General features: G+C 59.9%; 24 protein-coding genes. 16 read left to right on the plus strand and 8 right to left on the minus strand.

All coding sequences use genetic code 11. From position 1 onward, the window contains the following. The first annotated feature begins 78 nt into the window (after window positions 1–78). The gene (locus H8S56_RS06985; RefSeq protein ID WP_187518214.1) at window positions 79–957 is read left to right on the plus strand and encodes an AraC family transcriptional regulator; all 879 of its coding nucleotides are present in this window, start codon (window positions 79–81) and stop codon (window positions 955–957) included. Here the strand turns inward: H8S56_RS06985 and H8S56_RS06990 are convergent. The 3 genes from H8S56_RS06990 to H8S56_RS07000 are packed head-to-tail and all read right to left on the minus strand — an operon-like array spanning window position 954 to window position 3,204. Further along, window positions 954–1,283 (minus strand): DUF3325 domain-containing protein, encoded by a 330-nt coding sequence (locus tag H8S56_RS06990; RefSeq protein WP_187518215.1) that lies wholly within the window; start codon window positions 1,281–1,283, stop codon window positions 954–956. The two genes, H8S56_RS06985 and H8S56_RS06990, sit on opposite strands and share 4 nt — an antisense overlap. Beyond that, complete coding sequence (locus H8S56_RS06995) at window positions 1,283–2,833, minus strand: PepSY-associated TM helix domain-containing protein (protein WP_187518265.1); 1,551 nt, start codon at window positions 2,831–2,833, stop codon at window positions 1,283–1,285. Before H8S56_RS06995 ends, H8S56_RS06990 begins: the two co-directional genes overlap by 1 nt. Before the next feature lie 20 nt (window positions 2,834–2,853). Then, window positions 2,854–3,204: a DUF3649 domain-containing protein gene (locus H8S56_RS07000; protein WP_187518216.1), complete on the minus strand. Its 351-nt coding sequence runs from the start codon at window positions 3,202–3,204 to the stop codon at window positions 2,854–2,856. Between the two features lie 162 nt (window positions 3,205–3,366). Between H8S56_RS07000 and H8S56_RS07005 the strand changes: the two genes are divergently transcribed. The 6 genes from H8S56_RS07005 (at window position 3,367) to H8S56_RS07030 (ending at window position 9,853) form a co-directional block, all read left to right on the plus strand. Then, the gene (locus H8S56_RS07005; protein ID WP_187518217.1) at window positions 3,367–3,897 is read left to right on the plus strand and encodes a sigma-70 family RNA polymerase sigma factor; all 531 of its coding nucleotides are present in this window, start codon (window positions 3,367–3,369) and stop codon (window positions 3,895–3,897) included. Beyond that, window positions 3,894–4,871 (plus strand): FecR domain-containing protein, encoded by a 978-nt coding sequence (locus H8S56_RS07010; protein ID WP_187518218.1) that lies wholly within the window; start codon window positions 3,894–3,896, stop codon window positions 4,869–4,871. Before H8S56_RS07005 ends, H8S56_RS07010 begins: the two co-directional genes overlap by 4 nt. A 456-nt stretch (window positions 4,872–5,327) precedes the next feature. Continuing rightward, the gene (gene fecA / locus H8S56_RS07015; protein WP_187518219.1) at window positions 5,328–7,676 is read left to right on the plus strand and encodes a TonB-dependent Fe(3+) dicitrate receptor FecA; all 2,349 of its coding nucleotides are present in this window, start codon (window positions 5,328–5,330) and stop codon (window positions 7,674–7,676) included. A gap of 408 nt (window positions 7,677–8,084) precedes the next feature. Then, the gene (locus tag H8S56_RS07020) at window positions 8,085–8,513 is read left to right on the plus strand and encodes an HPF/RaiA family ribosome-associated protein (RefSeq protein ID WP_024688617.1); all 429 of its coding nucleotides are present in this window, start codon (window positions 8,085–8,087) and stop codon (window positions 8,511–8,513) included. Between the two features lie 452 nt (window positions 8,514–8,965). Continuing rightward, a complete protein-coding gene (locus H8S56_RS07025) occupies window positions 8,966–9,298 on the plus strand; it encodes a DUF3509 domain-containing protein (RefSeq protein ID WP_024688618.1) in 333 nt (110 codons plus the stop codon). Between the two features lie 225 nt (window positions 9,299–9,523). Further along, window positions 9,524–9,853, plus strand: coding sequence for a YXWGXW repeat-containing protein (locus H8S56_RS07030; protein ID WP_024688619.1), 330 nt, complete (start codon window positions 9,524–9,526; stop codon window positions 9,851–9,853). A gap of 49 nt (window positions 9,854–9,902) precedes the next feature. Here H8S56_RS07030 and H8S56_RS07035 read toward each other — a convergent pair whose 3' ends face one another. Further along, the gene (locus tag H8S56_RS07035; RefSeq protein WP_024688620.1) at window positions 9,903–10,391 is read right to left on the minus strand and encodes a phosphate-starvation-inducible protein PsiE; all 489 of its coding nucleotides are present in this window, start codon (window positions 10,389–10,391) and stop codon (window positions 9,903–9,905) included. Window positions 10,392–10,739: 348 nt separating this feature from the next. Between H8S56_RS07035 and H8S56_RS07040 the strand changes: the two genes are divergently transcribed. The 6 genes from H8S56_RS07040 (at window position 10,740) to H8S56_RS07065 (ending at window position 20,318) form a co-directional block, all read left to right on the plus strand. After that, the gene (locus H8S56_RS07040) at window positions 10,740–11,006 is read left to right on the plus strand and encodes a YebG family protein (RefSeq protein WP_187518220.1); all 267 of its coding nucleotides are present in this window, start codon (window positions 10,740–10,742) and stop codon (window positions 11,004–11,006) included. Between the two features lie 692 nt (window positions 11,007–11,698). Then, the gene (wecB, locus tag H8S56_RS07045; protein WP_187518221.1) at window positions 11,699–12,937 is read left to right on the plus strand and encodes a non-hydrolyzing UDP-N-acetylglucosamine 2-epimerase; all 1,239 of its coding nucleotides are present in this window, start codon (window positions 11,699–11,701) and stop codon (window positions 12,935–12,937) included. Window positions 12,938–13,100: 163 nt separating this feature from the next. Further along, the gene (locus H8S56_RS07050) at window positions 13,101–15,317 is read left to right on the plus strand and encodes a cellulose biosynthesis cyclic di-GMP-binding regulatory protein BcsB (RefSeq protein WP_187518222.1); all 2,217 of its coding nucleotides are present in this window, start codon (window positions 13,101–13,103) and stop codon (window positions 15,315–15,317) included. 12 nt (window positions 15,318–15,329) lie between these two features. Next, window positions 15,330–17,450, plus strand: coding sequence for a glycosyl transferase family protein (locus H8S56_RS07055; RefSeq protein ID WP_187518223.1), 2,121 nt, complete (start codon window positions 15,330–15,332; stop codon window positions 17,448–17,450). Continuing rightward, window positions 17,447–19,411 carry a bacteriophage N4 adsorption protein A gene (locus H8S56_RS07060; protein WP_187518224.1) on the plus strand — a complete coding sequence of 655 codons (1,965 nt, stop codon included), beginning with the start codon at window positions 17,447–17,449 and terminating at the stop codon, window positions 19,409–19,411. Before H8S56_RS07055 ends, H8S56_RS07060 begins: the two co-directional genes overlap by 4 nt. A 34-nt stretch (window positions 19,412–19,445) precedes the next feature. Then, on the plus strand, window positions 19,446–20,318 hold the full coding sequence (locus H8S56_RS07065) for an alpha-amylase family protein (protein WP_024688626.1): 873 nt from the start codon (window positions 19,446–19,448) through the stop codon (window positions 20,316–20,318). 93 nt (window positions 20,319–20,411) lie between these two features. On the opposite strand, the gene H8S56_RS07070 is transcribed toward H8S56_RS07065, so the two are convergent. Next, complete coding sequence (locus H8S56_RS07070) at window positions 20,412–21,431, minus strand: Leu/Phe/Val dehydrogenase (RefSeq protein WP_187518225.1); 1,020 nt, start codon at window positions 21,429–21,431, stop codon at window positions 20,412–20,414. Window positions 21,432–21,595: 164 nt separating this feature from the next. Here H8S56_RS07070 and H8S56_RS07075 point away from each other — a divergent pair, with 164 nt between their 5' ends. Continuing rightward, window positions 21,596–22,399, plus strand: coding sequence for a SirB1 family protein (locus H8S56_RS07075; protein WP_187518226.1), 804 nt, complete (start codon window positions 21,596–21,598; stop codon window positions 22,397–22,399). A 185-nt stretch (window positions 22,400–22,584) separates the two neighbouring features. On the opposite strand, the gene H8S56_RS07080 is transcribed toward H8S56_RS07075, so the two are convergent. The 3 genes from H8S56_RS07080 to H8S56_RS07090 form a co-directional block, all read right to left on the minus strand. After that, a complete protein-coding gene (locus H8S56_RS07080; protein ID WP_024688629.1) occupies window positions 22,585–23,142 on the minus strand; it encodes a hypothetical protein in 558 nt (185 codons plus the stop codon). Window positions 23,143–23,377: 235 nt separating this feature from the next. Further along, complete coding sequence (locus H8S56_RS07085) at window positions 23,378–24,289, minus strand: SDR family oxidoreductase (RefSeq protein WP_024688630.1); 912 nt, start codon at window positions 24,287–24,289, stop codon at window positions 23,378–23,380. Between the two features lie 111 nt (window positions 24,290–24,400). Then, window positions 24,401–24,853, minus strand: a complete 453-nt coding sequence (locus H8S56_RS07090) for a flavodoxin (RefSeq protein ID WP_024688631.1) — start codon at window positions 24,851–24,853, stop codon at window positions 24,401–24,403. A gap of 152 nt (window positions 24,854–25,005) precedes the next feature. On the opposite strand from H8S56_RS07090, the gene H8S56_RS07095 reads away from it, so the two are divergent. Continuing rightward, window positions 25,006–25,461, plus strand: a complete 456-nt coding sequence (locus tag H8S56_RS07095; protein WP_187518227.1) for a PAS domain-containing protein — start codon at window positions 25,006–25,008, stop codon at window positions 25,459–25,461. Window positions 25,462–25,538: 77 nt separating this feature from the next. After that, window positions 25,539–26,141 carry a hypothetical protein gene (locus H8S56_RS07100; RefSeq protein WP_187518228.1) on the plus strand — a complete coding sequence of 201 codons (603 nt, stop codon included), beginning with the start codon at window positions 25,539–25,541 and terminating at the stop codon, window positions 26,139–26,141. The last annotated feature ends 21 nt before the right edge of the window (window positions 26,142–26,162 follow it).

Here is a 26,162-nt window from a genome sequence, read left to right on the forward strand (position 1 = left end):
TAATCTTGCGCATTTGATCGACACAGTGATGGCAGGCGAGCTGCTCGCAGGTACGATGAGCGGCATAGAGGAAACGCCATGTCCACCATCGAATCCATTCAGGTCTTCCAGGCCCTGAACAGCTCGCCCCACTCCTGCCTTGAGCAGAGCGCAACGCTGGGCGACGGTTTGGTGGCAGCGTTGTGGAGCAATCGGCATGACTCGCAGGAGTATCACGCGCCGACCCACCACACACTCTCGTGCTACATCGAAGACGGCACCGGCACGTTTCGGCGTGATCGGCCCGACCAGAAAGGTTCTCCCGGCAAACTCTGTGTGTTGCCTGCCGGACACGAATCGGCGTGGATCGTGAACGGCGAGATTCGCCTGGCGCATCTGTATTTCAGCGCGGAGCAGTTCGCGTTGAGCTGCGTCACGCTACTGGACCGCGAGCCCCGGGAAATGCAGCTGCGTGAAGACACCTTCCTGGACGATCCGGTGCAGGCGCAGCGTTTCCAGCAACTGATCCGCCTCAACTGGGCCGAACCGGGCGAACGTCTGCTGACCAGCAGCCTGGCCCATGAAATGATCGACCATGCACTGCTCAGCCAGGTCGGGCAACGCGAAGGTTTGCGTCTCAAAGGCGGGTTGGCGCCGCACCTGCGAAGGCAACTGGCGGAGTTCATCGAGACGCATCTGGCGGATCCCCTTAGCCTGGGCCAACTGGCAGGATTGTGTGCGCTGTCGGAATACCATTTCGCCCGCATGTTTCGCGAGAGCTTCGGGTTGCCGCCTCATCAGTATCTGCTGGCACGTCGCCTGGAACGGGCTCGCCAGTTGCTGCGCACCACCCGCGACCCGCTTGGCGACATTGCCCAGGCCTGCGGTTTTGCCAGCGCCAGTCATTTCAGCAATCGGTTTCGCCAGGCCGTGGGCGCGACGCCCGGCGAATACCGCGTGGCCCTGATGGCGATCTAAAACATCCGATCGAACATCGCCAGCGGGCTGAACACAAGCGCGCAACCGGCCAGTATCAACACCCAGCGTGGCCGCAACGGCATCAGCGAAACCAGCACCACGGCGCTGGCCATCAACACCGCAAACCACTGCACCAGACCGATGTCCCAGCCGTCAGCGTCCACAGCAGGCCAGGGTGAGACGAGCAGCGCGCTCCAGCCGATCAGCCTGAAGGTCAGGCGACGGCGCTCGGTGAGCGGGCCTTTGCACAGCTCGCCGTAATGACGTGGCATGGACAGGCACAGCAACGAAAATCCCAGGTAACACAACAAGGCCGCGAGCAGCATCAACCAGCCTCCTGCGGGCCGGCCTGCAACGGCAGGCTGTCCGGGCGTAGCGCCCTGGTGGCGGGCGACGACGTGAACTTCGTGGCCGTCCAGCCCAGAAACAGACCCGTCGCCAGGGCCGTCAGGTCAAACGCTGTCAGTACCCAACTGCCCGCTGCCCATGAATCCAGCAGATAGCGACCTGCGGTCAGCAGATCCAGCAATGGCAGCGCCGTGAACAGAAACGCCCCCAGCCACAGTTGCTCACGCCAGGCAGTGCGACCGCGACGTAGCAACGCATGCAGCACGGACACGCCCCAGACACTGAAGAACACGCTGACTTCCCAATCCGCACGCCCGGCCAATCCTGCTGGCATCACGCGGTTGGCCCAGAAAAATGCAGCGACTGCGATCATCAAGCCGGACATGCTGGCGATGTTCAGCACTTCCACCAGCCTCAACTCCAGCGGCAGCGCAGCACTTTTTGCGTGCTTGAGCTGACGTTTGCCCAGCCACATCACCAGCCCCGTGCCGATCATGGCAGTGCCCGCGATACCGAAAATGAAGTACAGCCAGCGCAACAACGGCTGAGCGAAATGCCCGACGTGCAAGCCATACATCGCGCCGGACACCTGCAACGCCATCGGCCGTTCCGGTACTTCACTCTGCAACTCGCCGCTGACGCCGCTGAACGTCAGCGCCCCGCCACGCTCCATGACAATGCTGCCCTTGTCGTCACGGGTCAGCAGAACCGAGGCGGCTGCATCGCCGGGGTTATTGACTATCACACGCCCAACATGGCCGCTGTCCCAGCGCTCGGCGGCAGTCTTGACCAACGGTGCCAGTGCAATCAACGGCGCGGGTTTGCCTTCGGCTCTGGCGGGTCGGGAAGCTGGAAACGCTTCACTGTAGTACGCCTGAACACTGCCATAGGCGGTCAGGATGCTGGCCGGCATCACCATCGACATGAAGATCACCAGGCTGCTGTAAGTGATCATCAAGTGGAACGGCAGCACCAGCACACCGAGTGCGTTATGCCCGTCAAGCCAGGAGCGCTGGCCCTTGCGCGGCCGGAACGTGAAGAACTCCTTGAAGATTTTTTTGTGAATGATGATGCCGGTGATCAGCGCGACGAACATCACCATCGCAGCGATGGTCGCCAGCCAGCGGCCCCACGGATGCGGCATCTGCAGCTGATAGTGGAAGCGATAGAAAAAATCCCCGCCCCGCGTGTCCCGCGCCTGCACTTGGGCCCCCGTCTGCGGATCGAGCAGCTTGCGCACGAAATTATTGCGCTGGCCGGCTTTGCCTTCCGGCAGCCAGCCCACCGACAACCCCGGCGTGCGCTCGTCAGGCAGGCTGATGAACCAGCGCGAGGCACCGGCGGCATGGGTTTGCAGGTAGTTCTGGGCCATCTGCACGCTGGCGCTGGCATCGAGCGTGCGCACCGGGATTTCCGGCTGCATCCATTGGGTGATCTCGTCCTTGAAGTACGAAAGCGTGCCAGTCAGAAAAATCGCGAACAGCAACCAGCCAAACAGCAAACCGACCCAGGTGTGCAACCAGGCCATCGCCTGACGAAAGCCCTCTTTCACAGCAGCCACCGGCCGCACGCGTACACCGCACCGAGCGCGGCGCAGGGTGCCAGCACACCGACCCAGGCCTGCAACGCCGTTCGACAGGCGAAACACCAGAGCACAGCGACCAGATAGGCGAGGAACGACAGCATCATGCCGACGCCCACGGCCTCGGCGCGGGGAATCGGCAACCACTGCGCGATACAAATGCTGGTGAGGGAGGCCAGCAGATAACCGGCAAAGATGGCGGCGAGCGCGCGCGAGGTCACGCCCAGTCGATAGGCGACCGTCACACCTTTGGCCTTGGGCGTTCGCTTTTTGACCCCAGCAGAAGTCGGGGACGTTACGGCAGTGGAAGCATCCATCGGAGCGTCTTCGTTCGGGACATGGAACGGCAGGTGCCGGGTCACGCCAAGGGCATGGCTTCGCCGACAAGTCTTTGTTCGTCGTTAACCAGACGAATGAAGCGCAATATTAATGATAAATATTCTCATACGCAAAAGAGTCTGACAGAATCCACGCCATCAATGAGTCCTCGTGGATTGCTCTTCGTGACACCCAGCGCCCATCCTGCTCTCAATCACACTGTCGACGGCCTGTTTCGGGCTCATAACACCTGGCTGACGAACTGGTTGCGGCGCAGACTCGGCTGCCCTCACAGCGCGGCAGACTTGGCCCAGGACACGTTCATCAAGGTGCTGGGCGCACGCGACCCGCAACAGATCGTTGAGCCGCGAGCGTTCCTGACCACTATTGCCCGACGCGTGCTGTGCAATCACTACCGACGCCAGGACCTGGAGCGCGCCTACTATCAGGCGCTGGCCGAGCTGCCGGAAAGCGTGGCACCGTCGGAAGAAGAACGGGCGATCATTCTCGAAACGCTGGTCGAACTGGACCAGTTGCTGGAGGGGCTTCCCGCCCCAGTCAAAAGCGCCTTCCTGATGTCCCAGGTGGACGGCCTGAGCCACGGCGAAATCGCCGGCGCGCTGGGCATTTCCATCGCCACGGTCAAACGACACCTCAACAAGGCCGCGCTGCGCTGCTACTTCGCCTTATGAACCTGAACAACGACTCCTTGAATAAATCCGACATTTCGCCTGCGGTCGCGCAGCAGGCCGTCGGATGGCTGCTGGAAATGCAGGAAGGCGGGCTGAATGCAGGTCGTCAAAAAGCCTGGCAGCTCTGGCTCAATGGCAACGCCGAGCATCAACGGGCGTGGGCGCACATTCAGCGCGTCAATCAGCGCTTGAGCGGTCTGTCATCGCCCCTCGCGCACGCTGCTTTGGGCGCGCCGAAGTCTGGTAGCCGACGCCATGCGCTCAAATTGCTGTTGCTGCTGGGTGCAGGCTCGGTCGCAGGCTGGAGCCTGCGTGAGCAGATCGCGTTGCAGCCGTTGCTGGCCGATTACAACAGCGGCGTGGGCGAACAGCGCAAGGTAGCCTTGAGCGACGGCAGCCAGATTCAGTTGAACACTGCCAGCGCCGTGGATGTGAAGTTCGACACGCAGCAGCGGCTGATTCAATTGCTGTCAGGCGAAATCCTGATGACGGTCTCGGCAGACACTCGCCCGCTGAACCTGCTGACCACCGAAGGCCGCGTGAAATCGGCGAGCGGCAGCAGCCGGTTCAATCTGCGTCAGTTGAATGGACGCACCCAACTGGCGGTGTTCGCCGGCGCAGTTGAACTGGCACCCGTCGACCGCGCAGGTTCGGGCCTGACCGTGCAGGCGCAGCAACAGGTGACGTTCAGCCGCACTGCCTGGGACAGCGTACGCCCTGTGGACGCCAGCAGCGGCGCCTGGGCCGACGGCATGCTGGTGGCATCGCGCATGAAGCTGGGTGATTTTCTCGGCGAACTGGGGCGCTACCGTCGCGGGCGCCTGAACTGCGAGGCGAACGTTGCCAACCTGCTGATCTCCGGCAGCTACCCGCTGGCCGACAGCGAACGGATTCTCGACATGCTGGAAATCGCCCTGCCCGTGCGCGTGCAGCGCTTTACCCGGTATTGGGTAAACGTGCAGGCACGGGTTTAAATCCCACGTGTCGTTCTACACAGGGATCACTGGATGACTGCTCACACGATCAAACTCAGCTTGTAGGAGTGGACCGGGCGGCGTTGCGTTTGTCCATGAAGACTGACTTTCAGGCGCACCCTCTCGGCTGAACATTCCGGCCTCTTCGCGAGCAAGCTCGCTCCCACTGGCTGTAACCGGTTTTCAGCCCGGCAGGAGTGGACTTGTCCACGAAGACTGCGTTTCGGACACAACACATTCGGCTGAATGTTCCGACCCTTCGCGGACAAACGGAGCGCCGGTCGGTCCGCTTCTACTGGCTGAAACCGTTTTCAGCCCGGCTCCAGCGTTTTAGGCCTGTTTTCCTGATTCTTCGCAGCGGCGTCATAAAAATATTTCAAAAGACGTGAGCCGTTTCGAGACCCTCGCGTGACAGACAGGAAAAGCACTTCAATCTTCCGGTCAAAGGACTCCTGCATGTCAGCCCGCCCTACCCCACTGTCTCCACTGACGCGCACACTGCGCCATGTCATTTTCGGCGCCAGCCTTTCGGTCGGCAGCCTGTCGATGGCGCAAGCCGCTGACGTGGCACCCAAGGTTTACCACATCGCCCCGAGTGAGCTTGAGACGGCGCTGAACCAGTTCGGGCGGGAAGCAGGCGTGCTGATTTCCTATGGGTCACAGATCACCAGCGGCCTCAAAAGCCGTGGCCTGGAAGGTCAGTACACCGCAGAACAAGGCATCAATGCCCTGCTCGAAGGCACCGGTCTGCGAGCCGTGGCCGATGGCAATAATGGCTTCACCGTGCAATCGGCCAGTGTCGCAGGCGCCCCGATCGAGTTGGGTGTTTCAACGGTCGTCGGTGACTGGCTGGGCGAAGCGCAGCAGACCAACGTGTTCGAACACCCTGGCGCACGCGACGTGATTCGCCGCGAAGAATTCGAGCGTGTCGGCGCGACCTCCGCCCGTGAAGTGCTCAATCGTATCCCGGGCGTCAATGCGCCAGACAATAACGGCACCGGCAGCCACGACATGGCGCTGAACTTCGGCATTCGCGGCCTGAACCCACGCCTGGCCTCGCGCTCCACGGTCTTGATGGATGGCATCCCGGTGCCCTTCGCACCCTACGGTCAGCCACAGTTGTCGTTCGCGCCCATCAGCATGGGCAACATGGACGCCGTGGATGTCGTACGCGGCGGCGGCGCAGTGCGCTACGGCCCACAGAACGTCGGCGGCATCGTCAACTTCGTGACCCGCGCCATCCCTGACGAACCGACGCTCAAAGGCGGCATTCAGACCGAAACCAGTCCTTCCTCCAGCCATGACGGTTTCAAAACCACTGGCAACCTGCTGGCTGGCGGCACTGCCGACAACGGCCTGGGTGGCGCACTTCTGTATTCAGGCGTACGCGGCGGCGACTGGCGCGAGCACAGCGACACGCAGATCGACGACTTGATCCTCAAGGGCAAATACCAGATCGACGAGGCCAACAGCCTCAACGCCATGGCCCAGTACTATGAGGGTGAAGCCCAAATGCCCGGCGGCCTGAGCGTCGCCGATTACGATGCCGACCCGTATCAGTCGACCCGTCTCAAGGATAAATTCTGGGGCCGTCGCACCCTGGTCAATTTCGGCTATCGCTACGAGCAGGACGCCCGCGTCTTCACCGCTAACACCTTCTTCACCAAGACCTTGCGCAGTGGCTATCTGGATCAGGGCAGCTTCGTGTCCCTGTCGCCTCGCGAATACTGGGTACGCGGTCTGGAAACGCGTTTCTCCCAGGGCTTTGCGTTGGGTGAAACCTGGCATGAAGTGGGTGTGGGCTATCGCTACGTCAACGAAGCGGGTCACGAAATGCGCTACCGCGAGCCAGTAACCGGGCAACTGCCGACCACCGCCAGCCGCAATGACCGTGACACCCGTGGCTCGACCGAAGCCCACGCGTTTTACATTGATGACCGCATCGACATCGGCAAGTGGACCATCACGCCCGGCATTCGCTACGAGATGATCGACACCGCGCAGAACAACAACCTGAGCAACGTCAAGTATCAGGGCGATTACACCACCGCACTGCCTGCGTTGAATGTGCTGTATCACCTGACCGACACCTGGAACCTGTACGCCAACACCGAAGGCTCGTTCGGCAGCGTGCAATACAGCCAGATGCCCAACCGCGTGACCGGTGGCGAAGTGAAGCCGGAGAAGGCACGGACCTGGGAGCTGGGCACGCGCTATGACAACGGCAACCTGCGCGCCGAGATCGGGGCGTTTCTGATCAACTTCGACAACCAGTACGACAGCAACCAGACCAACGACACCGTTATCGCACGCGGCGAGACGCGCCATCAGGGCATCGAGACCAGCATCAACTATGCGCTGGAAGGCCTGAGCCCTGTGCTGGCGGGCTATGACGTGTACGCCAGCTACGCCTTCGTCGACGCCACCATTCGTGAAGACGGCCCGAACAAGGGCAATCGCGTACCGTTCTCCTCGAAGCACAAAGGCACGCTGGGTGTCAGCTACACCGAAGGACCATGGAAGCTCAATCTGGACAGCTCGTTCCAGAGCGACCAGTTTGCCGACAACGCCAACACCTCCGCCGAAAGCGCCGACGGCAGCACCGGACGCATCCCCGGCTACATGCTGTTCAGCACGCGCGCCGGTTACGACTTCGGCCCGCAACTGTCCGACCTGAACGTGGCCGTGGGCATGAAGAACATCTTCAACCGCCAGTACTACACTCGCTCGTTCGACGACAACAACCGCGGCAAATACGTGGGCGAACCTCGCACCGTCTACGTGCAGACCTCGGTTGCGTTTTGATGCAATTTTCCTGACGTGATTGATCGTTTCCATGCGCTGCACTCATCGTTACACATAAGCCCAGAAAACGCGCAAAACGGGGCTAAAACGAAAACGGCTGACTGAGGCATATCCCGTGGGAGGCTGCAGTCAGATTTGTGTATGACGATGAGTGCTGCATGGGAACGCCTTGCCAGTCAGTCTCCCGACTTCATCTCCCTCCCAAGCGCGTCGGTAGGAAATCGGGAGGGTCAAGGTATGGAATTTTCGTTCAACGCATTCCTGTTTTTTCTACTGCGAAATATTTCTTCCATATTGGGGGTTGAATTGTTGGGTCATTGCCGCCAACACTGTGAATGAGCGCAAACGAAACACGCGAGCGATCGCGCAGTCCAGGCTCACACGAGCAAGCCCTAATAAGGATTAACTATGCAAATCCAGGTCAATAGCGATAATCACATCGAAAGCAGTATCCGACTGGAGGAGTGGGTTCGTACCACCGTTGAAAGCACGCTCGAACATTACGATGAATACCTGACTCGCGTAGAAGTCCACATCCGCGATGAAAACGGCGACAAGCCCGGCCCGCATGACATCAAATGCCAGATGGAAGCCCGGCCAAAAGGACACCAACCTATTTCTGTTTCCCACAAGGCCGATACGGTAGATCAGGCTGTGGATGGCGCGGCGGTAAAACTCGAGCACGCTCTTGAGCACCTGTTTGGCAAACTGCGCGGCAAGCGCGGAGCAGCGCCTGTATTGGCCGAGCAGGACGAGGATTCGGTCAGCCCGGACGCGTTGCTTGAAGAGGAATTCCTGGAGAAAGAACAGGAGAAAGAAGCTGCTCGTTTGAGCTGATTCGGTTTCGACATACGAACAGGCTGCACAACTAATAACGAAGGGCGAACCTGCAAGGGTTCGCCCTTCTTTGTTGTGGTCTGTACCGAACCCGATCCGACCCGATCCGACATAGCTCAGGACCTGATCGATGCGCACAATAATGCGCACCACACCGGCTCGATGCACACCTTTGGTCATCACAAGCCCGGTCTCCGCTCTCAGCCGCAGGATCCGGCGCTGCCGTCCATCGAATTAAATAGCCTGGCTCACATCGGTCTCGTGTAGCAGAACCTGACAGAAGCCGAATTTGTCGCTTATGTACCTCACCGGGTACATCGCATCGCTCATGGGAAGTGGCCCGAACCATGCATTGTCCTACATTAGGGCAGCACCACCGCTGATCAGCGGCTGAGAACCAAAGGGAGCAACACTCGGTCAATCCAGGCAGAACCATTGAGCAGGTAAATGATATGGACAATCCTTTTCAGATGATCACGGATACATTCCACCCTGACTATCGGGTGAATCTGAGCATTCAAGGACTGGACGGCAGCATCATGCTGACGCTTTCCAACGAGCGCGGCGTCGTTGCCAAGCGTTTGATCAGCGCGGCTCAACGCAACGACCCTGAGCGCCTGCGTCGCCTGATCGAAAGCGTGCAGTTCGGCATCGCCATCGAGCGAGGCGACAGCGCGATCAAGATTCTCGCCGCCATGACCGATGGTGCAACCTTGAAACAGCCACCCGCGCCGTCCAACCAGGACTGGCTGCGCAACCGCCCCCACCTGGCTGCCGGGCTCTGACTCAGAGGGCATCCCTGCGATGCCTCTGCCTTCACTTCCATCCTCACATAGCGTCTTGACCCGCTCATGGCCCTTCAGCGGCCCGAGCACTGCCTTGCGCCCTGTTAACGGGTTCAGCATCAGTACAGATACAACCTGTTACAACAATCCTGAGCAAAGACATTCGAGCCAACGGGCAACGCCCACAGCTCTACCTCACCTGCGGATGATTTCCGAGGAGGCAGCATGTTCTTACGTTACGGGATACTGATTGCATCACTGGTTGTAGCTTCGGGTTGTGTCGAGGAACGAATCGTCCATGAACGACGACCACCGCCGCATGAGTACGTCGAAGTCATCGCGCCACAACCACCGCCTGAGCGCATCATCGAAGTGGAACCCGCCCCACGCCAGGGCTACGTGTGGTCACGCGGCTACTGGCACTGGAGCGGCGGACGTTACGTGCCGGTCCACGGCCACTGGGAAGTGGAACGTCCCGGCTATCGCTATGTGCATCCGCACTGGGAGCGCGCAGGTGATGGCTGGCACTGGCATGCCGGCGTCTGGATCAACTGAACGTCGCCCCCCTCAAGCGGCATCACCTGCGATGCCGCTTGCACCTGATTCAGACTTCGCCCTTCTCTTCCGTGACCGCGCCTTTGACGGGGCTTGAGGAGTCTGGAATCTTGGCTGACGGGTACTTGTACGACGCATAGCGCACCACCAGAATCGCAAACGCCAGCAACAGGATACCGCCACACAGATAGATGATGCCAAGGTCTGGCGGATTATGGTGCGACACGTCCGAAATCAGCAAACGCGTCAGCGCAGTGATCGCCACGTAGATCAGGAAGCGCACCGGCATGTGGTTGGTCTTGAAATAAATCCCCGTCATCGCCCCCAGTTCGAGGTAGATGAACAGCAGCAGAATGTCATCGACTGTGACGTTACCCTTCTCGACCATGCCCAGAAACGCCACCACCGACGCCCACGCGGTGATGGCCCCGATGGCGAACAGCGCCAGAAAATGAAAGCTCTCCACGCAGAGGTTACCCAGCGACTCCGCCTGTGAATGAACGCGCTGGCGCATTTTTTCTGCCCATTTGTTTCCCATGACTCTCTACCTCTGAACCTTCGTTATAACGATCCGGACTGGATCGGATGGTGCTGGATGCGTGTGACGCGCTGTGTGGCATGCTTTTTAAAGCAGGAACAGGGCCATAGGCTATGGTTGAGAGCGCGACGGGTTGTCGCAAGGCACATCGCCGGTCGAAAAAAATCTGATCGCACCTGTTCAGACAGGGGTTGATTGGCTTATGCTGGATACTGTACAAAAATACAGTAATGGCCATTTCCACTGGCCAGGCAGGATCACTGTGTTGCACCACCCGCTGGCACGGAGCGTGAAACGCTGAGCGCCCGGGTCTAGCCCTTCCACACTGGATATGACGACGAGGCCAAAATGGCTGTTGAAACCCTTTACCGCAGTACCCGCGATCTGGAGACTACTTTCGTGGACCGTAAACTTGCCGATGCACACGATCAGATGCTTGAGCTGGCCGAGCTGCTCACTGACGTGCTGATCAAGAACGTACCGGGCATTTCGGAAAAACACGCGGAAGACGCAAGCATCTATATGGCCAAGAACCGGGCTGTGTTCGCCGCGGCCTTCAAGAACAACGCCTCTGCACTCAGCGAGCTGACAGATGCTGAGCAAGCGGACACCTGACCGACTTCAGTCACGCACGGCCCTTTCGTTCGCAAGGGCCGATATTCAACCTGCCACATCCCGCTGCTCATTACCGCGCTGAACTAATCACCTTGCGTAACGCCTCTACTGCGCATGTTTCCTACGTGTTCTAACAGCAGATCCGGTTTGCCTGACCCTTTGAACCGCGCGATCTATAGTGACTGTTATTCGGCTCTGCTTACACCGCCATTATATAAACGCCATTTTTCCGATAACACGATAAGCGATATGCCATTATTCAGGCGCCAATAAAAACGCTGTGTTTTTTTGCGGCACCCGCCCCTCGGCGCACCACAATAGCGGTATACAACACTGCATTGCAAAAAGTTCACAAAACGTTATCATCTAGCCTGAAACCCCCGCATTCATTGGCTAAAGCACCGAAAAGAAATATATAAAACCTTTTACAGACTGACACTTAAACTTAAAGTTCCCAACACTTTAAAGTTGTAAAAAACTTGATAAAAAATTTGGCATTATCAATATCATCTGCTAATAATCGACTCCAATCCGGGTAACAAGGCCTCTTGCTACATCACAGTGAAGTGAACATCGAACCATCCCTTTCGATTTTTCCCGCCCGAAAAAAATTAATAAATCGCTGGTCGCTTGAGCTGTTCTCAGCCCAGGTCATCTGCTGTGCGACGCCTCTAACGGGCGGGAGGAAATCAATGGCTACTCAGCACGCCAGAAGGAAAATTCTTTCCATTTTTGGTACTCGACCGGAGGCCATCAAGATGGCGCCCTTGGTCAGGGCTCTCGCTGCGGAACCTGGTATCGACTCGCGAATCTGCATCACCGGACAGCACCAGAGCATGCTGCAACAGGTGCTCGACATGTTCGAATTGAAGGCCGACTACAGCCTCGACGTGATGCGTCCTGACCAGACCCTGAACTCTCTGACGGCCGCGCTTTACGCCGCCATTGACCCGATCCTGGAAGAGATGCAGCCTGACGAAGTGCTGATCCACGGCGACACGACCTCGGCCATGGTCGCGGCCATGTCAGCCTTTCATCGCCGCATCCCCATTGGTCACGTCGAAGCTGGTCTGCGCACGGGCGACATTCGTCAGCCATGGCCGGAAGAGATGAACCGTCGTTGCATCGATCTGATTTCCGATCACCTGTTCACGCCGACGGCCGAATCGCGTCGCAACGTGCTGGGCGAGCGCCTTCAGGGTGTGTCCTTCGTGACCGGCAATACAGTAATCGATGCACTGCAGATGACCGCACAGAGAATCGACAGCAACCGTCAACTGCGTCATGCGCTTGACCGACAGTTCTCGTTTCTGGTGCCTGAGCGCAAGGTGTTGCTCGTGACGGGTCATCGTCGCGAGAACTTCGGCGACGGTTTCCTGAACATCTGCAAAGCCCTGCGTGAGCTGGCGCTGCGTAACGATGTGCAGATTGTCTATCCCGTGCACCTGAACCCCAATGTACTGGGCCCTGTTTCCGAGCACTTGGGCGATCTGTCCAACGTGCACCTGATCAAGCCGCTGGACTACCTGTCATTTGTGCGCCTGATGCAGCGCGCCCATGTGATCCTGACCGACTCGGGCGGCGTGCAGGAAGAAGCACCGTCGCTGGGCAAGCCCGTGCTGGTGATGCGCGACGTGACCGAACGCCCGGAAGCCGTCGCTGCAGGTACCGTACGCCTGGTTGGCACCGAGCCGGATGCAATCATTCAGGGCGTCAGCGCGTTGTTCGATGACGACCTGCTCTGGCAGAGCGCCTCGCAAGCCGCCAATCCGTATGGCGACGGCAAGGCCAGCGCGCGGATTGTCGATGTCCTGATGGGCCGTCCGATCACCGAGTTTGTCGTCGAGCTGCCGCGCCGGCGTTCCGAACCGGCCGTGCTGCCACCCGAAGCACGAATCCAGCCTGAACCGCTGCGCGCCATGGCGCGTTAGCGCAAACACGCAAGGCTCGCGAAGAACACACCCGCCAGCCTGCTGGGAACACCCCGCACACATTTCAGGGCGCCCGGTCCAGACCGAGCGCCGGTAAAACCGTTTTCGCGGGCGCGCCCCGCACCTGGACCCAACGGCCTTGAGCCTCAAAGAGATCTGCCTGATGAAATCTTCCGTTACCGTGAACACGGGCGCGTTGAACGCCCTTGCCTGCGGAATGAGCCTGCTGGCTCTGATGCCCACCTTTGCGCTGGCTGCTGAAAGCCCGTTGACTCAGGCGATCAACCGCATCACCACCGACGCCCGTCAGGAGCGCGTGGTTGAACTGCGAGAACTGGGCATCGACCGTCCGATCATTCTCAGTGCCACCGATGCGCGCCGTGAGTTATACCTGCCCGTCCCGGCCAACGTCGCACTGACCGACGCGACCCTGAATTTCGATGCCAGCTACCTGAACGGCGAAGCAGGTCGTAATACGCTGCTGCTATCGCTGGACGGTTATCCGGTGCGCGCGTTGGGCCTCAACGAAGAGCAAGGCAATGCCAGTGCGACGTTGGGCGTGGATAAAAGTGCGCGGGAAACCGGCTCGGTACGACTGGGCATCGCCTGGTCGTCGGTGATTTCGAAAACCCTCTGCGAAGACCAACGGGCGATTGGTAATGTGCTGCGCATCGATCCGCACACTCGCCTGACGTATAGCTATGACGCCAGCCAGTTGCAGGATGTCGGCGCGGCGTGGAATGCGCTGCCGGGCAAACCCGGCTTGCTGGTCGCGCCCGGTACCTTGTCCAGCGCCAGTTATGACGCTGCCTGGCGTCTGGGTGTCGCACTGGAACGCATCGGCAAGCAGGCGAGGATTCTGCCGTTTCCGGCCGTGCAGGACAGCATCGACCTCAGCGGCCTGCGTGTGCCTGCCGAGCTGAAGCAGATCCCGGCGTTTGCCAGCCTCGACGGCCAGAGCCAGTACACGCTGAAGAATCAGGCAGAAATCGGCGCGTTGCTGATGCTGGGCCAGACCCCGGCACTGCAGGCCGATCTGGCCATCAACGATCCACAACTGCTCAAGGCCATTGACGACTCGCTGAACGCGTTGCAGCAGCAGGTTCAGGGGCTCGACGCCTCGGCAGCCAGCGCGCTCGGCCAGTGGCGTGAGCGTCAGGGCAAAAAAACCCTGGCCGCGTCTGTCGGCAACGACGTCAGCCTGGCGTTACTGGGCAATCGTGCCCTGCTGCTGATCAAGCCTGAATCCGCCGAAAAAGCCATTGGTCTGTTCAGCTCTGCCTGGAACAAGCTGGCGCTCACTCGCCAGTTGACCATCGGCGAAGAGGCCGCCATGCCGCTCAGTGAAGACGGCCGCGTGGCACTGACCCGACTGGGTGGCAAACCCGGCACCGTGGACGTATTGGCCAAGACCGACTGGAGTGCATCGTTCCCGCTGGGCAGCGTGGCCTACGACGGTCGTGTACCGGTGACCGCGATGATCGACGTCGCCGCAGCGCCGGGTGCATCGGGCACACCGCCGGTTGCCACGCTCTTTCTTAACGACTACCTGATCGGCGCCATGCAACTGAACGCCGATGGCCGCAAAGAACGCATCGAAGCCCGTATTCCGCGTTATGCGTTGGCCGCACAGAACGTCTTGCGCGTGTCCTTTCAGCGTCAACCGGTCAGTAATCAGTGCCTGGAAACGCCGCAGGCGTTCCCGATCTCGGTATTGCCCACCAGCCATGTGGTCATCGACAAGGTCACACCTGACAACGACTTTTCCGGCATGGCGGCACGTTTCGCCGCTGGCACTCAAGTGATGATCCCCAAAACCTGGCTGGACCGTCCGGCTGACAGCCTGCCGCAGGTTATCCGTGTCGCCAGCGCGTCGGGCGTTTCGCCGCTGCGTGCGCAACTCAGCGTCAGTGACGACGTCAGCGTCGCGGTGACGCCTGAGAAGGCATTTCTGGCCTTCGAGCTGCCTGTCAAAGACAGCACCGAATCGGTCAGTGTCGGAAACGACGGGCACCTGCTGATCAATCACAAAGAGCAGACGCTGCTCGATCTCAAGACGCTCAATCACCTCGCCTCGCTGCAAGTGATCGAGGCGGGCAGCCAGCATGGCATGGTTTACCGCACCCTCGGTGGACAGGCACCGGGCTTTACGCGTCCGTTGCTGCTGGAGCGCGGCAACGCGACGCTGCTGGCAGACAGTGGGCCGGTCGTCACGTTCGACGCCCGTGACCCGACCGGCAGCCAGATGATCGAGGACAACGAACCAACCGGTCTGGATGCATGGCGCAAACCGTCGCTGCTGTGGCTGATTCCGGGCGCTGTCGTGGTCTTCCTTCTGCTGTTGCTGGCTGGCCGTCGCGCCCGTCGCAACCGCTCGTAACGGGAAGCCGCAATGACGTCGCTTTATTGGCCGTACTGGCTGGCCCATTACTACAGCGTGCTGGAAGTCGCGACCATCGTCGTCGGCTTGATCATTCTGGTGTCGAGCATCGATGACCTGATCATCGACGTCTGGTACTGGGCCAGACGTCTGTACCGCAAGTTCACTGCAGAACGCCGCTACCGGCCGCTGACCGCCGAGCAGCTCATGGCCCGCGACGAGCAGCCGCTGGCGATCATGGTCCCGGCCTGGCTGGAATACGACGTCATTGCGCCGATGATCGAGAACATGGTGTCGACCCTCGACTACCAGAACTACGTCGTCTTCGTCGGCACCTACATCAACGACCAGCGCACCATCGACGAGGTGGAGCGCATGCGTCGTCGTTACAAGCAGTTGCACCGCGTGGAGGTTCCGCACGACGGTCCCACGTGCAAGGCTGACTGCCTGAACTGGGTGATCCAGGCGATTTTTCTGTATGAGCAGACCCATGCCGTGCAGTTCGCCGGCACCATCCTGCACGACAGCGAAGACGTGCTGCACCCGCTGGAATTGCGCCTGTTCAACTACCTGTTGCCGCGCAAGGACATGATCCAGTTGCCGGTCGTGTCGCTGGAACGCAACTGGTATGAATGGGTGGCGGGCACTTACATGGACGAGTTCGCCGAGTGGCACGGCAAGGATCTGGTGGTGCGCGAAAGCATGACCGATACCGTGCCGTCCGCAGGCGTAGGCACCTGTTTTTCGCGTCGCGCCTTGATGGTGCTGGCCGATGAAAACCAGAACCAGCCGTTCAACACCGAAAGCCTGACCGAAGACTACGACGTCGGCGCGCGCCTGGCGAAATACGGCATGCAGGCGATTTTCGTGCGCTTTCCGGTGCAGTTTCGTGTGCTGCGCAAATCCTGGTTTCGCAAGCCGTACGAGTCGACGCTGGAAATGCCGTTGTGCGTACGCGAGTTTTTCCCCGACACCTTCCGTACCGCGTTTCGCCAAAAGGCTCGCTGGACGCTGGGCATCGGCCTGCAAGGCTGGGAACAGATGGGCTGGAGCGGCTCGCTTGCCAACCGCTATCTGTTGTTTCGCGACCGCAAGGGCGTGGTGACGTCGTTTGTCAGCATCATTGCTTACATCATTCTGGTGCAGTTGGTGGCGCTGATCGTGTTGCGTGCCAGCGGGCTGTGGAACACCAGTTTCCCCACGCCGTTCGAAACCAATGGCGTCGTCAAGTATCTGCTGGTGGCGAACGGCATTGCGCTGCTGTGGCGCATGGTGCATCGCTTTTATTTCACGACGATTCTCTACGGCTGGCAGCACGGTTTGCTGTCGTTGCCGCGCATGGTGGTGGGCAATTTCGTCAACTTCATGGCGGCGGCACGGGCCTGGCGGATGTTTCTGGTGGGCAAGCTGCTCAATCGCAAACTGGCCTGGGACAAGACCATGCACGATTTTCCGTCCACCGACCTGGTCGCCATCGCGCCGCGTCGGCTGGGCAGCGTGTTGTTGTCGTGGCAAGCCATCAACGACGAGAAACTGCAGACCGCGCTGACTGAACAGCAAACCCGCAAGCTGCCTCTGGGTCGCATCCTGTTGAGCCACGGCTGGCTCGACGATGAAACCCTGGCCGAAGCCATTGCGTTCCAGAGCGACCTGCCTCGGGTGTTCGACATCGCCAGTAAACGCGCTACCGACTCGCCGCTCGCCGACGAGTTCTGTCTGCGCTGGCGCGCCGTCCCCCTGGCCGTCGACATTCAGGGACGGCAACAACTCGCAGTTGCCAGCCCGCTTCCCGAAGAAGGGCTGCAACAGATCACCGAGCAACTGGGCGCAGAGCCTGTGCAGTTGATCGCACGCGAAAGCGAGATCGTCGCGCAACTGCGTCTGTTGCAGGCAGTCGATGGTCAACCGCTGCCTGCTACAGCACCACTGCTGGGCGACCTGCTGATCGAACAAGGGCTGCTGGAGCGCGAAGTGTTCAGCAAGGCCATGCTCGGCTATCGCCCCCACATACATGGCCGGATCGGCGATTACCTGGTCGATATCGGTGTGCTGCCTCGCGAAACCATCGAGCAGGCCGTGGCGCGTCAGCATGACCACTACCGAACTGACGCACCCACGGAGCAGCCGCTATGAAGCGCCCGTTCATCCTGTCGGTCATGGCGACCGGCCTGAGCCTGTGTTCATCGTTCAGCCAGGCGCAGATCCTGCCGCTGCCATTAACCGGCCCCGCCTACGCCGTCGCCAACGAAGCGTACGCCGCCTACAACCGCAAGGATTACGACCTGGCCATTGCCAAGGCGCGCGAAGCCTTGCGCCAGCGCGAGGACGCCGATCAGTTACGTAAACTGATCGCACTGGCCGAGCGCGACAAGGACCGGCGCGATCATCCGCAACGCTATCCCGCTGCGCGACCAAAGCCTGGCTATCTGGAAGGCAATATTGCCCTGCGTGCCTACGCCAACCGCGACTACGAGCGCTCGGCGCAACATGCGCGCAAGGCCGTGGCCCAGGCACCGAAGAACCTCGACTACCGCATGATGCTGATCGAAGCGCTGCAACGTCAGCAGCGGCTCGAAGAGGCTCAAGTGGCCATCGATGAAGCAACTCAGGCGGTCGGCCCGCAACCGGCGCTGACCCGACGCCAGCAGGCGATTCAGGAACAGCTGGCGGAGAATACGGCTGCCAGCGGCTATGCCGCGCTGGCCCGTGGCGACAACGAAACGGCGGTCAGCGAAGCCCGTGATGCGGTGCGTCGTTTCCCGCAGCAAGTGGCGTATCGAAAACTGCTGGTCAGCGCACTGATCGCCCAGCAGCAATTCAGCGAGGCCCGCTCTGCAGCGACCGAAGCGCTGGCGCTCAATGGCAATGATGCGACCTTGCTCGTCCAGCGCGGGCAAATGCGTCAGCGCCTGGGCGACACCTCGGGTGCCCGGCAGGACTTTGCCCAGGCGCTTGCCGTCGGCAACCTGCCACTGCGCGAACAGGCGTCGCTGTACGCCGCGATGGGGCAGCCCAATGAGGCCATGCTGCGCATGCAGAAAGCCCGTGATGCCGGCGAGCTGCAACCGGGTGACGAGGTCCAGCTTGCCTATATGCTCAGCCAGGCAGGCGATGATCGCGGTGCGCTGAACGAATTCAAGCGAGTGGACCGCCAGGTCGGGCTCAAGCCCAAGGAGGTTCAGGATGCGGCCTACAGCGCCATGCGTAACGACGATGACGCGCAAGCCATCGCGTATTTCCGGCGCGTCCTGGATTACCAACAGACCGGCGATCTGCGCATGCCCGATCAGCAGGTGTTCGACACCCGCCGCGCAGTCTCGGACCTGTCCCGCGAATGGGGCGTGACCAACACCACTACGTACCGCGGTGCCAGCACCTCCAGCGGCCTGAACGGTGCACCCGGCAGCAACAGTGACAGCCTGCAGAACAGCACCGAAGTGTTCTGGCGGCCGTTCGGCTATCGCAACGCGCGCTTCGTCGAATTGTATGGTCGGGTGACCGACACCCTCTGGAGCAAGGAAAGCAGCGCCGACACCGGCGCAGATGCCTTGCAGGGCGCGCTTGGGGTGCGGGTCAAGCCGTTCAGCAGCGTCAACGTGATCGGCGCGCTGGAGCGCACCTTTCCGATCGGTAGTTCGAATATCGACGGCGATTGGCTGGTGCGGCTGGGCTACGGCTCCAGCATCGGCACCGACCTGCGCGTCGATGTGCCCAGTTGGTGGACCTCGCAGCTGTATCTGGAAGGCGGTCGATACGTGCAGGACAAGCGCAACTACTTCAACAGTGAATGGCAGGTCGGCCGCAGTTTCCGCCTGGACAGCATCAGCCCCAGGCTGGTGGTGTTCCCGCATGTGGTCGCCGCCGTGGACTACGACTCGAAAATGCGCAGTGAGGTCGACGCGCTCGGCCAGAACCGCACCTCGTCCGGTCGTGCGGGCGGGCTGGGCGTCGGCACAGGCGTGCGCTACTGGTTCCGCGAGGACAAGTACAAGGCACCACAGTCCTATGTCGATTTTTCCGTGCAGTACCGGGAGAAGGTCTTCGGCGACGATCGCGCCGAGGGCGTGTTCGCACGCATGACCTTTTCATGGTGATCGCACTGGCGCAATGTGGATCGAGGGACAATGCTTGAAGGGCCTCATGTCGCTGTTGCAGGGAAGGCCCTTGATCAAGACCTCGTTGGCGGCGCTGCTGGTCGGTGTGCTCGGCATAGTGACAGGCGAGCTGGGTCAGCTGTTGCCGTCCAAAGGTTCGAACATCGTCGGGATCGTCTGGCAGCCAGATAATGCGACCGTGGGCATCAGCGGCGACTGGGACAGGCTCGGCGCACGGGAACTGCTGGTGCAATGGACGGCGGTGGATAACCAGGCGTTCATTCCCGGTACCACGCTGCCCACCGTACCGGTTCTTCCAGACTGGGCACGGATTGGCAAAGAGCCCTGGGCACAGGATGTGATCCTGGGACTGGCCGGGCATTTCAGCGAAAACCTGTCGCGCGACAACATCGAGCAACTGGCAACGCTTTCGGCGCAACTGGCCAAGGTCAAGACGCCACTCAATGTCACCGGCTGGTATTTTCCGGCCGAGGTCGATCCCAGCTGGAGCCGTGCAAAAGAGTTGCCCGCGCTGTTGGCAAAACTGCCAAGACCGTTGTGGATCAGCGTCTATGACGGTGCCAACATCGGTCCTGCTGCGACCGCCGACTGGCTGAAAACCTGGCTGCCGGACGACATCGGTGTGTTCTTCCAGGACGGCGTCGGTGTCTACGCACGCACCGCTCCGGTCGCACGTACCTATGCTGACGCCTTGCGCGCGCGGCTGGGCAAACATCGCGTAAGGATCATCGTCGAAGCCTTTCGTCCGCAGGTCGGCGGCGGCTTTCGCTCAGCGACGGCGGCCGAATTGAAACCCCAACTTGCTGCGTATGAGGGCTATCCCCTTTATCTGTTCGACGGCCCGCATTACGTGACGCCTGCACTGGTGAAGGCGCTGAGCAAATAGACACTCATCTCTGCTCAGTCATCCACAGGCCGTTTGAGGGGCTTCGCCGGATCGGATGACTTGACCTGGGAAAACGTCTCTTCAGACGAAGCGTTACCTCCTCAACAATCGCTCGGCCATGTCATTGGCGATACGTGCCGACGAGCGCTTTTCAGCTTGTGAATGGGCGAAGACTTCAGTCAGGCGCACGCCGATTCGGGACAAGTGGCTGCTGATCGCGTCTTGATCCTTGGCGTAATGACTGAGCGTGACGTAGATCAGCCCGCCTGAGTTGATGACGTAGTCTGGCGCATAGAGAATCCCGCGGGCCTCCAGTTGATCGGCGACCTGCAGGCTGCTCAACTGGTTGTTGGCAGCACCGGCCACTGCCGCGCAACGCAATTGCGCGACGCTCTTGCCGTTCAATACGTGGCCCAGGGCACAGGGCGCGAGAATATCGCAAGGCGAGCTCAGCAGCGCTTCACAGGCGACCGGATGAGCACCGAACTGCTCCATCGCCCGCTGCACCCGATCGCTGTCCAGATCGCTGACCAGCAACTCCGCCCCGGCGGCGTGGAGCAGTTCGGCCAAGGGATAGCCCACATGACCCAGTCCCTGGATCGCCACGCGCAAGCCTTCCAGGTTATCGCTGCCCAAACGGGCCATGGCAGTGGCGCGTATACCGGTAAAAATACCACTGGCTGTGCTCGGCGACGGGTCGCCCTCTTCACTGGTGCTGGTGACATGGCGCGTGACGCGCGCAATGCAGTCCATGTCGAGGCTGGAGGTTCCGCTGTCGACCGCGGTGATGTATCGCCCCTTGAGGGTTTCGATGAAGCGCCCCAGCGACTCGAACAACGCCGGGCGACTGACCAGCCGCGGGGGCCGAATGATCACGGTCTTGCCGCCACCGACCGGAAGACCGGCAAGCGCAGCCTTGTAGCTCATGCTCTTTGCCAGCCGAATGGCGTCCTCTATCGCACTCTCTTCGTCTGGATAGGTCAGGTAGCGACAACCTCCCAGCGCCGGTCCCATCCGGCTGTTGTGGATAGCAATCACGGCGGTCAATCCGACCTGCGGGTCGCTGACCATGTGCAGCGCCTCGACACCGGACTGTTGCATGAGCGCGAACATTGAGAATGTTCCCTGTTCGTTTATCTAGGCGAGTATAGGTGCTGCCCTGAAAAACAATCGACCGTTCAGGCAGATACAAGCGGCGCTGGACGAAATACGTGGGCAGGGCTACAAGGAATCATCGACAACACGCTTTCACCGAACCTGTTCGAAGGGAGGGGTTCATGACTCCACGTCAGCATTGTCTGGCCTGCCTGCAGCGTATGCCGCCCGCTGTGTTCGAAGCCGCGTTATGGATTTCGACGGAGCACGACACCCGGTTTGCTCGCCATGACGTCATGGCCGAGATGGATCATCTACAGCATCAAATCGGCAACGCGCTACCCGTGGCACCCGCCGCCGAACTCGCTCAGTTGATGCTGCGACAGCTCAGCGCCCTGGGTTTTCAACAGGATGACTGGAACCCTCCCCGGCCCGATTCAGCGCTGCTACACAAAGTGATCGAACGTCGGCGGGGCCAGCCGTTGGGGCTGGCAATAGTGGCAATGGAAGTGGCCAGGCGGCTGGACATCACCCTTGAAGGCGTCAATTTTCCAGGGCATTTCCTGCTGCGCGTCCCGGGTGCTGATCATCTGCTTGATCCCTGTGGTGGACGCAGACTGTACCCCAAGGACTGCCGCGAACTGCTGGTTCGACAGTTCGGACCGACCATGCAGTTGCACGCCGTGCACATGACCCGCGCAACGCCGGTGAACATGCTGCAGCGCCTCTCACGCAACCTGAGGCATCTGCACACGCTTAACGATGATCTGATGGCGGCCCTCAAGGACGCGGACCGCATCGTCGAACTGGGTCAGGCGACCAGCAACGACCATATGGCTCGCGCCAGCCTTTACCAGTTGCTGGAATGCCCGCAGGCCGAACGTTTCGACCTGCAACACGCCCTGCTGCTCAGCGATGATCCGATACAAAGGCTCAGGCTGGCTGAACGCCTGAGCCAGTTGCCTTCGCATCGCAGCGTGCACTGACCGCTCGACCAGGGTGGGTATTGTTGCGGTAAAAGTAACGCTGCATATCCTGTGCGGGGATGTTTCAACCACCTCATGGGCGTTACCCTGCGCGCCCTCGAATGACGTGGATTTTTCAGCTCTCTGATCAACGTCTGTTTAGCCGCTGCGTATGCAGCGGCTTTTTTCCGTCCGCAAAGAACGGCTCAGGCTTTGGTGTGGACCGCACTGGGTTTGACCCCGTTTTTTTCATCATTGCGGATTTTGCGTATATCGGGGCTGTCTCCGGATTGTGCGAAGACGTGAAGGTTCTGAATGATATGAATGGCTCTGATGTAGTCGGGCAGTAACACATTGGCGTAAGGATCGCCCATCGACGTCTTTTCTTTCATATCGATAATGCGGCCTGCGAAGAACTCAAGTGCATTCATTTCCTTGTCCGCATTGAGCACGTTGCCTTTTTTGTCGAACTCGTCACCGGCACGGTTCAACAGTTCCGCGGTGTGATTGTCGATGAAACCGAACTTGTACAGCATCATGCCCGCCTTGCCGAGTTGCCTGGGGGTGATCTGTTCGGGATTGAAATCCTTGAACAAGGGTTTCAATTTACGTTTTTCCATTTCGAACGAGTTGAGCGCAATCGCGTTCTCGCCGACCTCCCTGAGCACCTGACTGACCTGAACGGAAGCTTTCTTGTTCTTGACCCGTGGCGGGGGTGTCTGGATTTCAAAGGGCGGAAGGTCGCCCCAGATTGATCTGGCCATAATGTTCTCCGATTATCAAAGCGTTCAGCAGTCATATCGGAGAACGGGTGATTTAATGAATAGCGTTAAAAAAATCCATACCTGACTTACTTGAATAACGGAAAAACCCTACAACACCATTAGATATTTCTTACTCTGAAGACAACTGACGCCTCAGGAAATATAAATATATACGTCATGCTGGATAGACCGAGGCGAAACAGTCCTGCTTCACCCGGCCTGCTATCACGGAAACTTACCCCACAGACTTCTGCAAATTGGCCATCATTTCTTTCAATGCCTCGATATTGTCTGCCGGGTGTGCCGCGCCTTCAAAATCACCAATGGCCTGCCAGTGGTCGGCGACATCCTGCGGGCTGAAGCCCGCGTGAGGATCAAAACAGGCACCCAGGCTGCGCTCCCAACGAACCTTGCCGATCCAGCCGCCGCCCACTTCGAACAGGCTGCCGCTTTCCTGGCAAGACTCACTGCCCAGATACACCACCAGAGGGCTGACCAGTTCGGGCTTGAGCAACTCGAATACATTGGCCGGTATCAGGCCCTCGGTCATGCGCGTGCCGCCGGTCGGGGCGATGGCGTTGACGAATATCCGGTTCTTGCGTCCTTCCAGCGCCAGGGTACGCGTCAGGCCATACAGCCCAAGTTTTGCCGTCGCGTAGTTGGACTGCCCGAAATTGCCGTAAATGCCTGACGTTGATGACGTGAAAATAACCCGGCCAAAATTCTGCTCGCGCAGATAAGGCCATGCCGCGTGAGTGACTTTGTAGGCACCTTCCACATGCACGCGATAAACCAGGTCCCAGTCGGCGTCCTCCATCTTGGCGAAGGTCTTGTCCCGAAGAATGCCAGCGTTGTTGACCACGACGTCGATGCGGCCGAACGCGTCCAGCGCATGCTGGACAATGTGCCCGCCGTCGGTGACCGAGTCATGGTTGGCGACCGCCGTGCCACCTGCTTCGCGAATCTCTGCCACCACACGGTCGGCAGCCGAGGCATTGGCACCTTCGCCGTGCGCCGAGCCACCCAGGTCGTTGACCACCACCCGGGCCCCGTGCTTTGCGAACAGCAGCGCATGGGCGCGCCCAAGGCCGCCACCGGCGCCTGTCACAACGACCACTTTGTCTTCAAAACGCACGGACTCGCTCATTGCTGGCTCCACTGGCAGAGGAATATAGGCAATGAGTGTCGTCCAGCACCGCACGCGTCACAATCAATACGGCCGCCGCTGAATGGTGCGCGATAACGCAGCGCGATAGTTTCAGCCCAGGTGCGTGATGAACTCGGCGAGCCATGGTTCGGCATCGCTTTCAGGCGTCACGCTCTCGCTCGCATCGAGTTGCAGCAGCGGTTGCACCTGATTGACACCCAGCTCTGCGAACAGCTCACGCAACTGCTCGCCGCCCGCGCAGAACGTATCGCCGTAACTGGCGTCTCCCAGACCGATCACACCACCCGGCAGCCCACGCAGGGCAGCGGGCAATTGGTCCCGAAGCTGGGAGTAGATCGGCATGATGTTGTCCGGCAGCTCGCCCATTCCCGTGGTCGAGGTCACCGCCAGCAGCGCCTGAGGCTCGAAGGCCAACAGTTCGGGCAGGGTGATACGTGGGTTGAGCAATGCCTCGTGTCCGGCCGAACGCAACAGGGCGCCAGCATGCCGGGCCACCTCTTCGGCCGATCCGTAGACCGAACCGCATATAATGGCGACTCTCATGACTCATCCTTTGGCAGTTTGAAAAAGGGCGACAGTATGCCCCAGGCATGGACGTCATTTCAGCCCTGTCCAGTCAGGCATGACAACGTGACTCGCACTCTGGCCGCTCGCGGCTCTAGAATGTAGCGCTGAACTATCAGGACGGGTACGCGATGATCAGTGCAACCTTGCTGCAACAGGTAATAGACGCTTCGACCGACGGTATCGTCGTTGCCGAGCAGGAAGGTGAAGACACCATCCTGATCTATGCCAATAAGGGCTTTACCGCGCTCACCGGTTACTCCCCGGAGGAAGTCCTCTATCAGGACTGTCGATTTCTCCAGGCAACCGACAGCCAGCCCGAGGCACTTGAGGCGATCCATAACGCAATACGCGACGGTCAGTCTTGCCGTCAGATCCTGCGCAACTACCGCAAGGACGGCGGTACGTTCTGGAACGAGCTGTCTATCACGCCGGTGCGCAACGAAGCCGACCAGTTGATGTATTACATCGGCATTCAGAAAGATGTCACCACGCAGGTGCAGAATGAGCAACGAATCGAAGAACTTGTGAAACAGTTGGCAGAGGCCAGGGCAGAAATTGAAGCACTGAAAGCGGGAAATAGCTGAAAATACGACGAGCGGCAGGAACGTCATGCGGATCCAATGGTCTTTTTCTTCAATTACCGGTTAGTCCGAGTTACGCCATGCAACCTGATTCACTCCTCACGCAAGCTGAACTGGATTTCATCCAGGGCATGCAGCGCAACCCCAAACTGAACGTGCGTGACAGCACGCGCAGTCTGCTGGTCAACGGCGGCGTGCAGATCCAGGATTTGTTGACGCGCCTGGCGGCTCATGAGCAGGTGACCATCCACGCCCAGTTCAAGAACCAGCAGATGAATTTCCCGCTGCATCTGGTGGAAGATGAATTTCACGCGCTGCACCTTGAACTGGGCGCGCCCAGCATTTTCGAGGAAGGGCCGCAGATTCGCCCATGGCGCCTTGTGCTGGAAGAGCCCGTACCACTGGAAACCGAAAAAGGCGCGCTGACGTCGCTTTGGGTTCATGAACTTTCGTTCAAGGGCGTTTTGCTGGAATGCCGAAAGCAGCGCAAGCTGCCGAAGCACTTTGTTGCCTGGTTCAATCCGCCGGGGCTGGTGCCGATCGCCATGCGCGGCAAGCTCGAACGCCTCAAGGACAATAACATCGGGGCCTATCGCCTAAGTCAAAACAAGGAAGATGCAGAGCGATTGCGCCAGTACATTTTGCAGGAACACCAGCGCATACACCCCGCCTTGCACGGCTAAACGCTCGCCCTTCTCCCCACG

Origin of the sequence: Pseudomonas triticifolii, from assembly GCF_014358015.1 — a bacterium.
In the GTDB taxonomy this organism is placed as follows: Bacteria; Pseudomonadota; Gammaproteobacteria; order Pseudomonadales; family Pseudomonadaceae; genus Aquipseudomonas; species Aquipseudomonas triticifolii.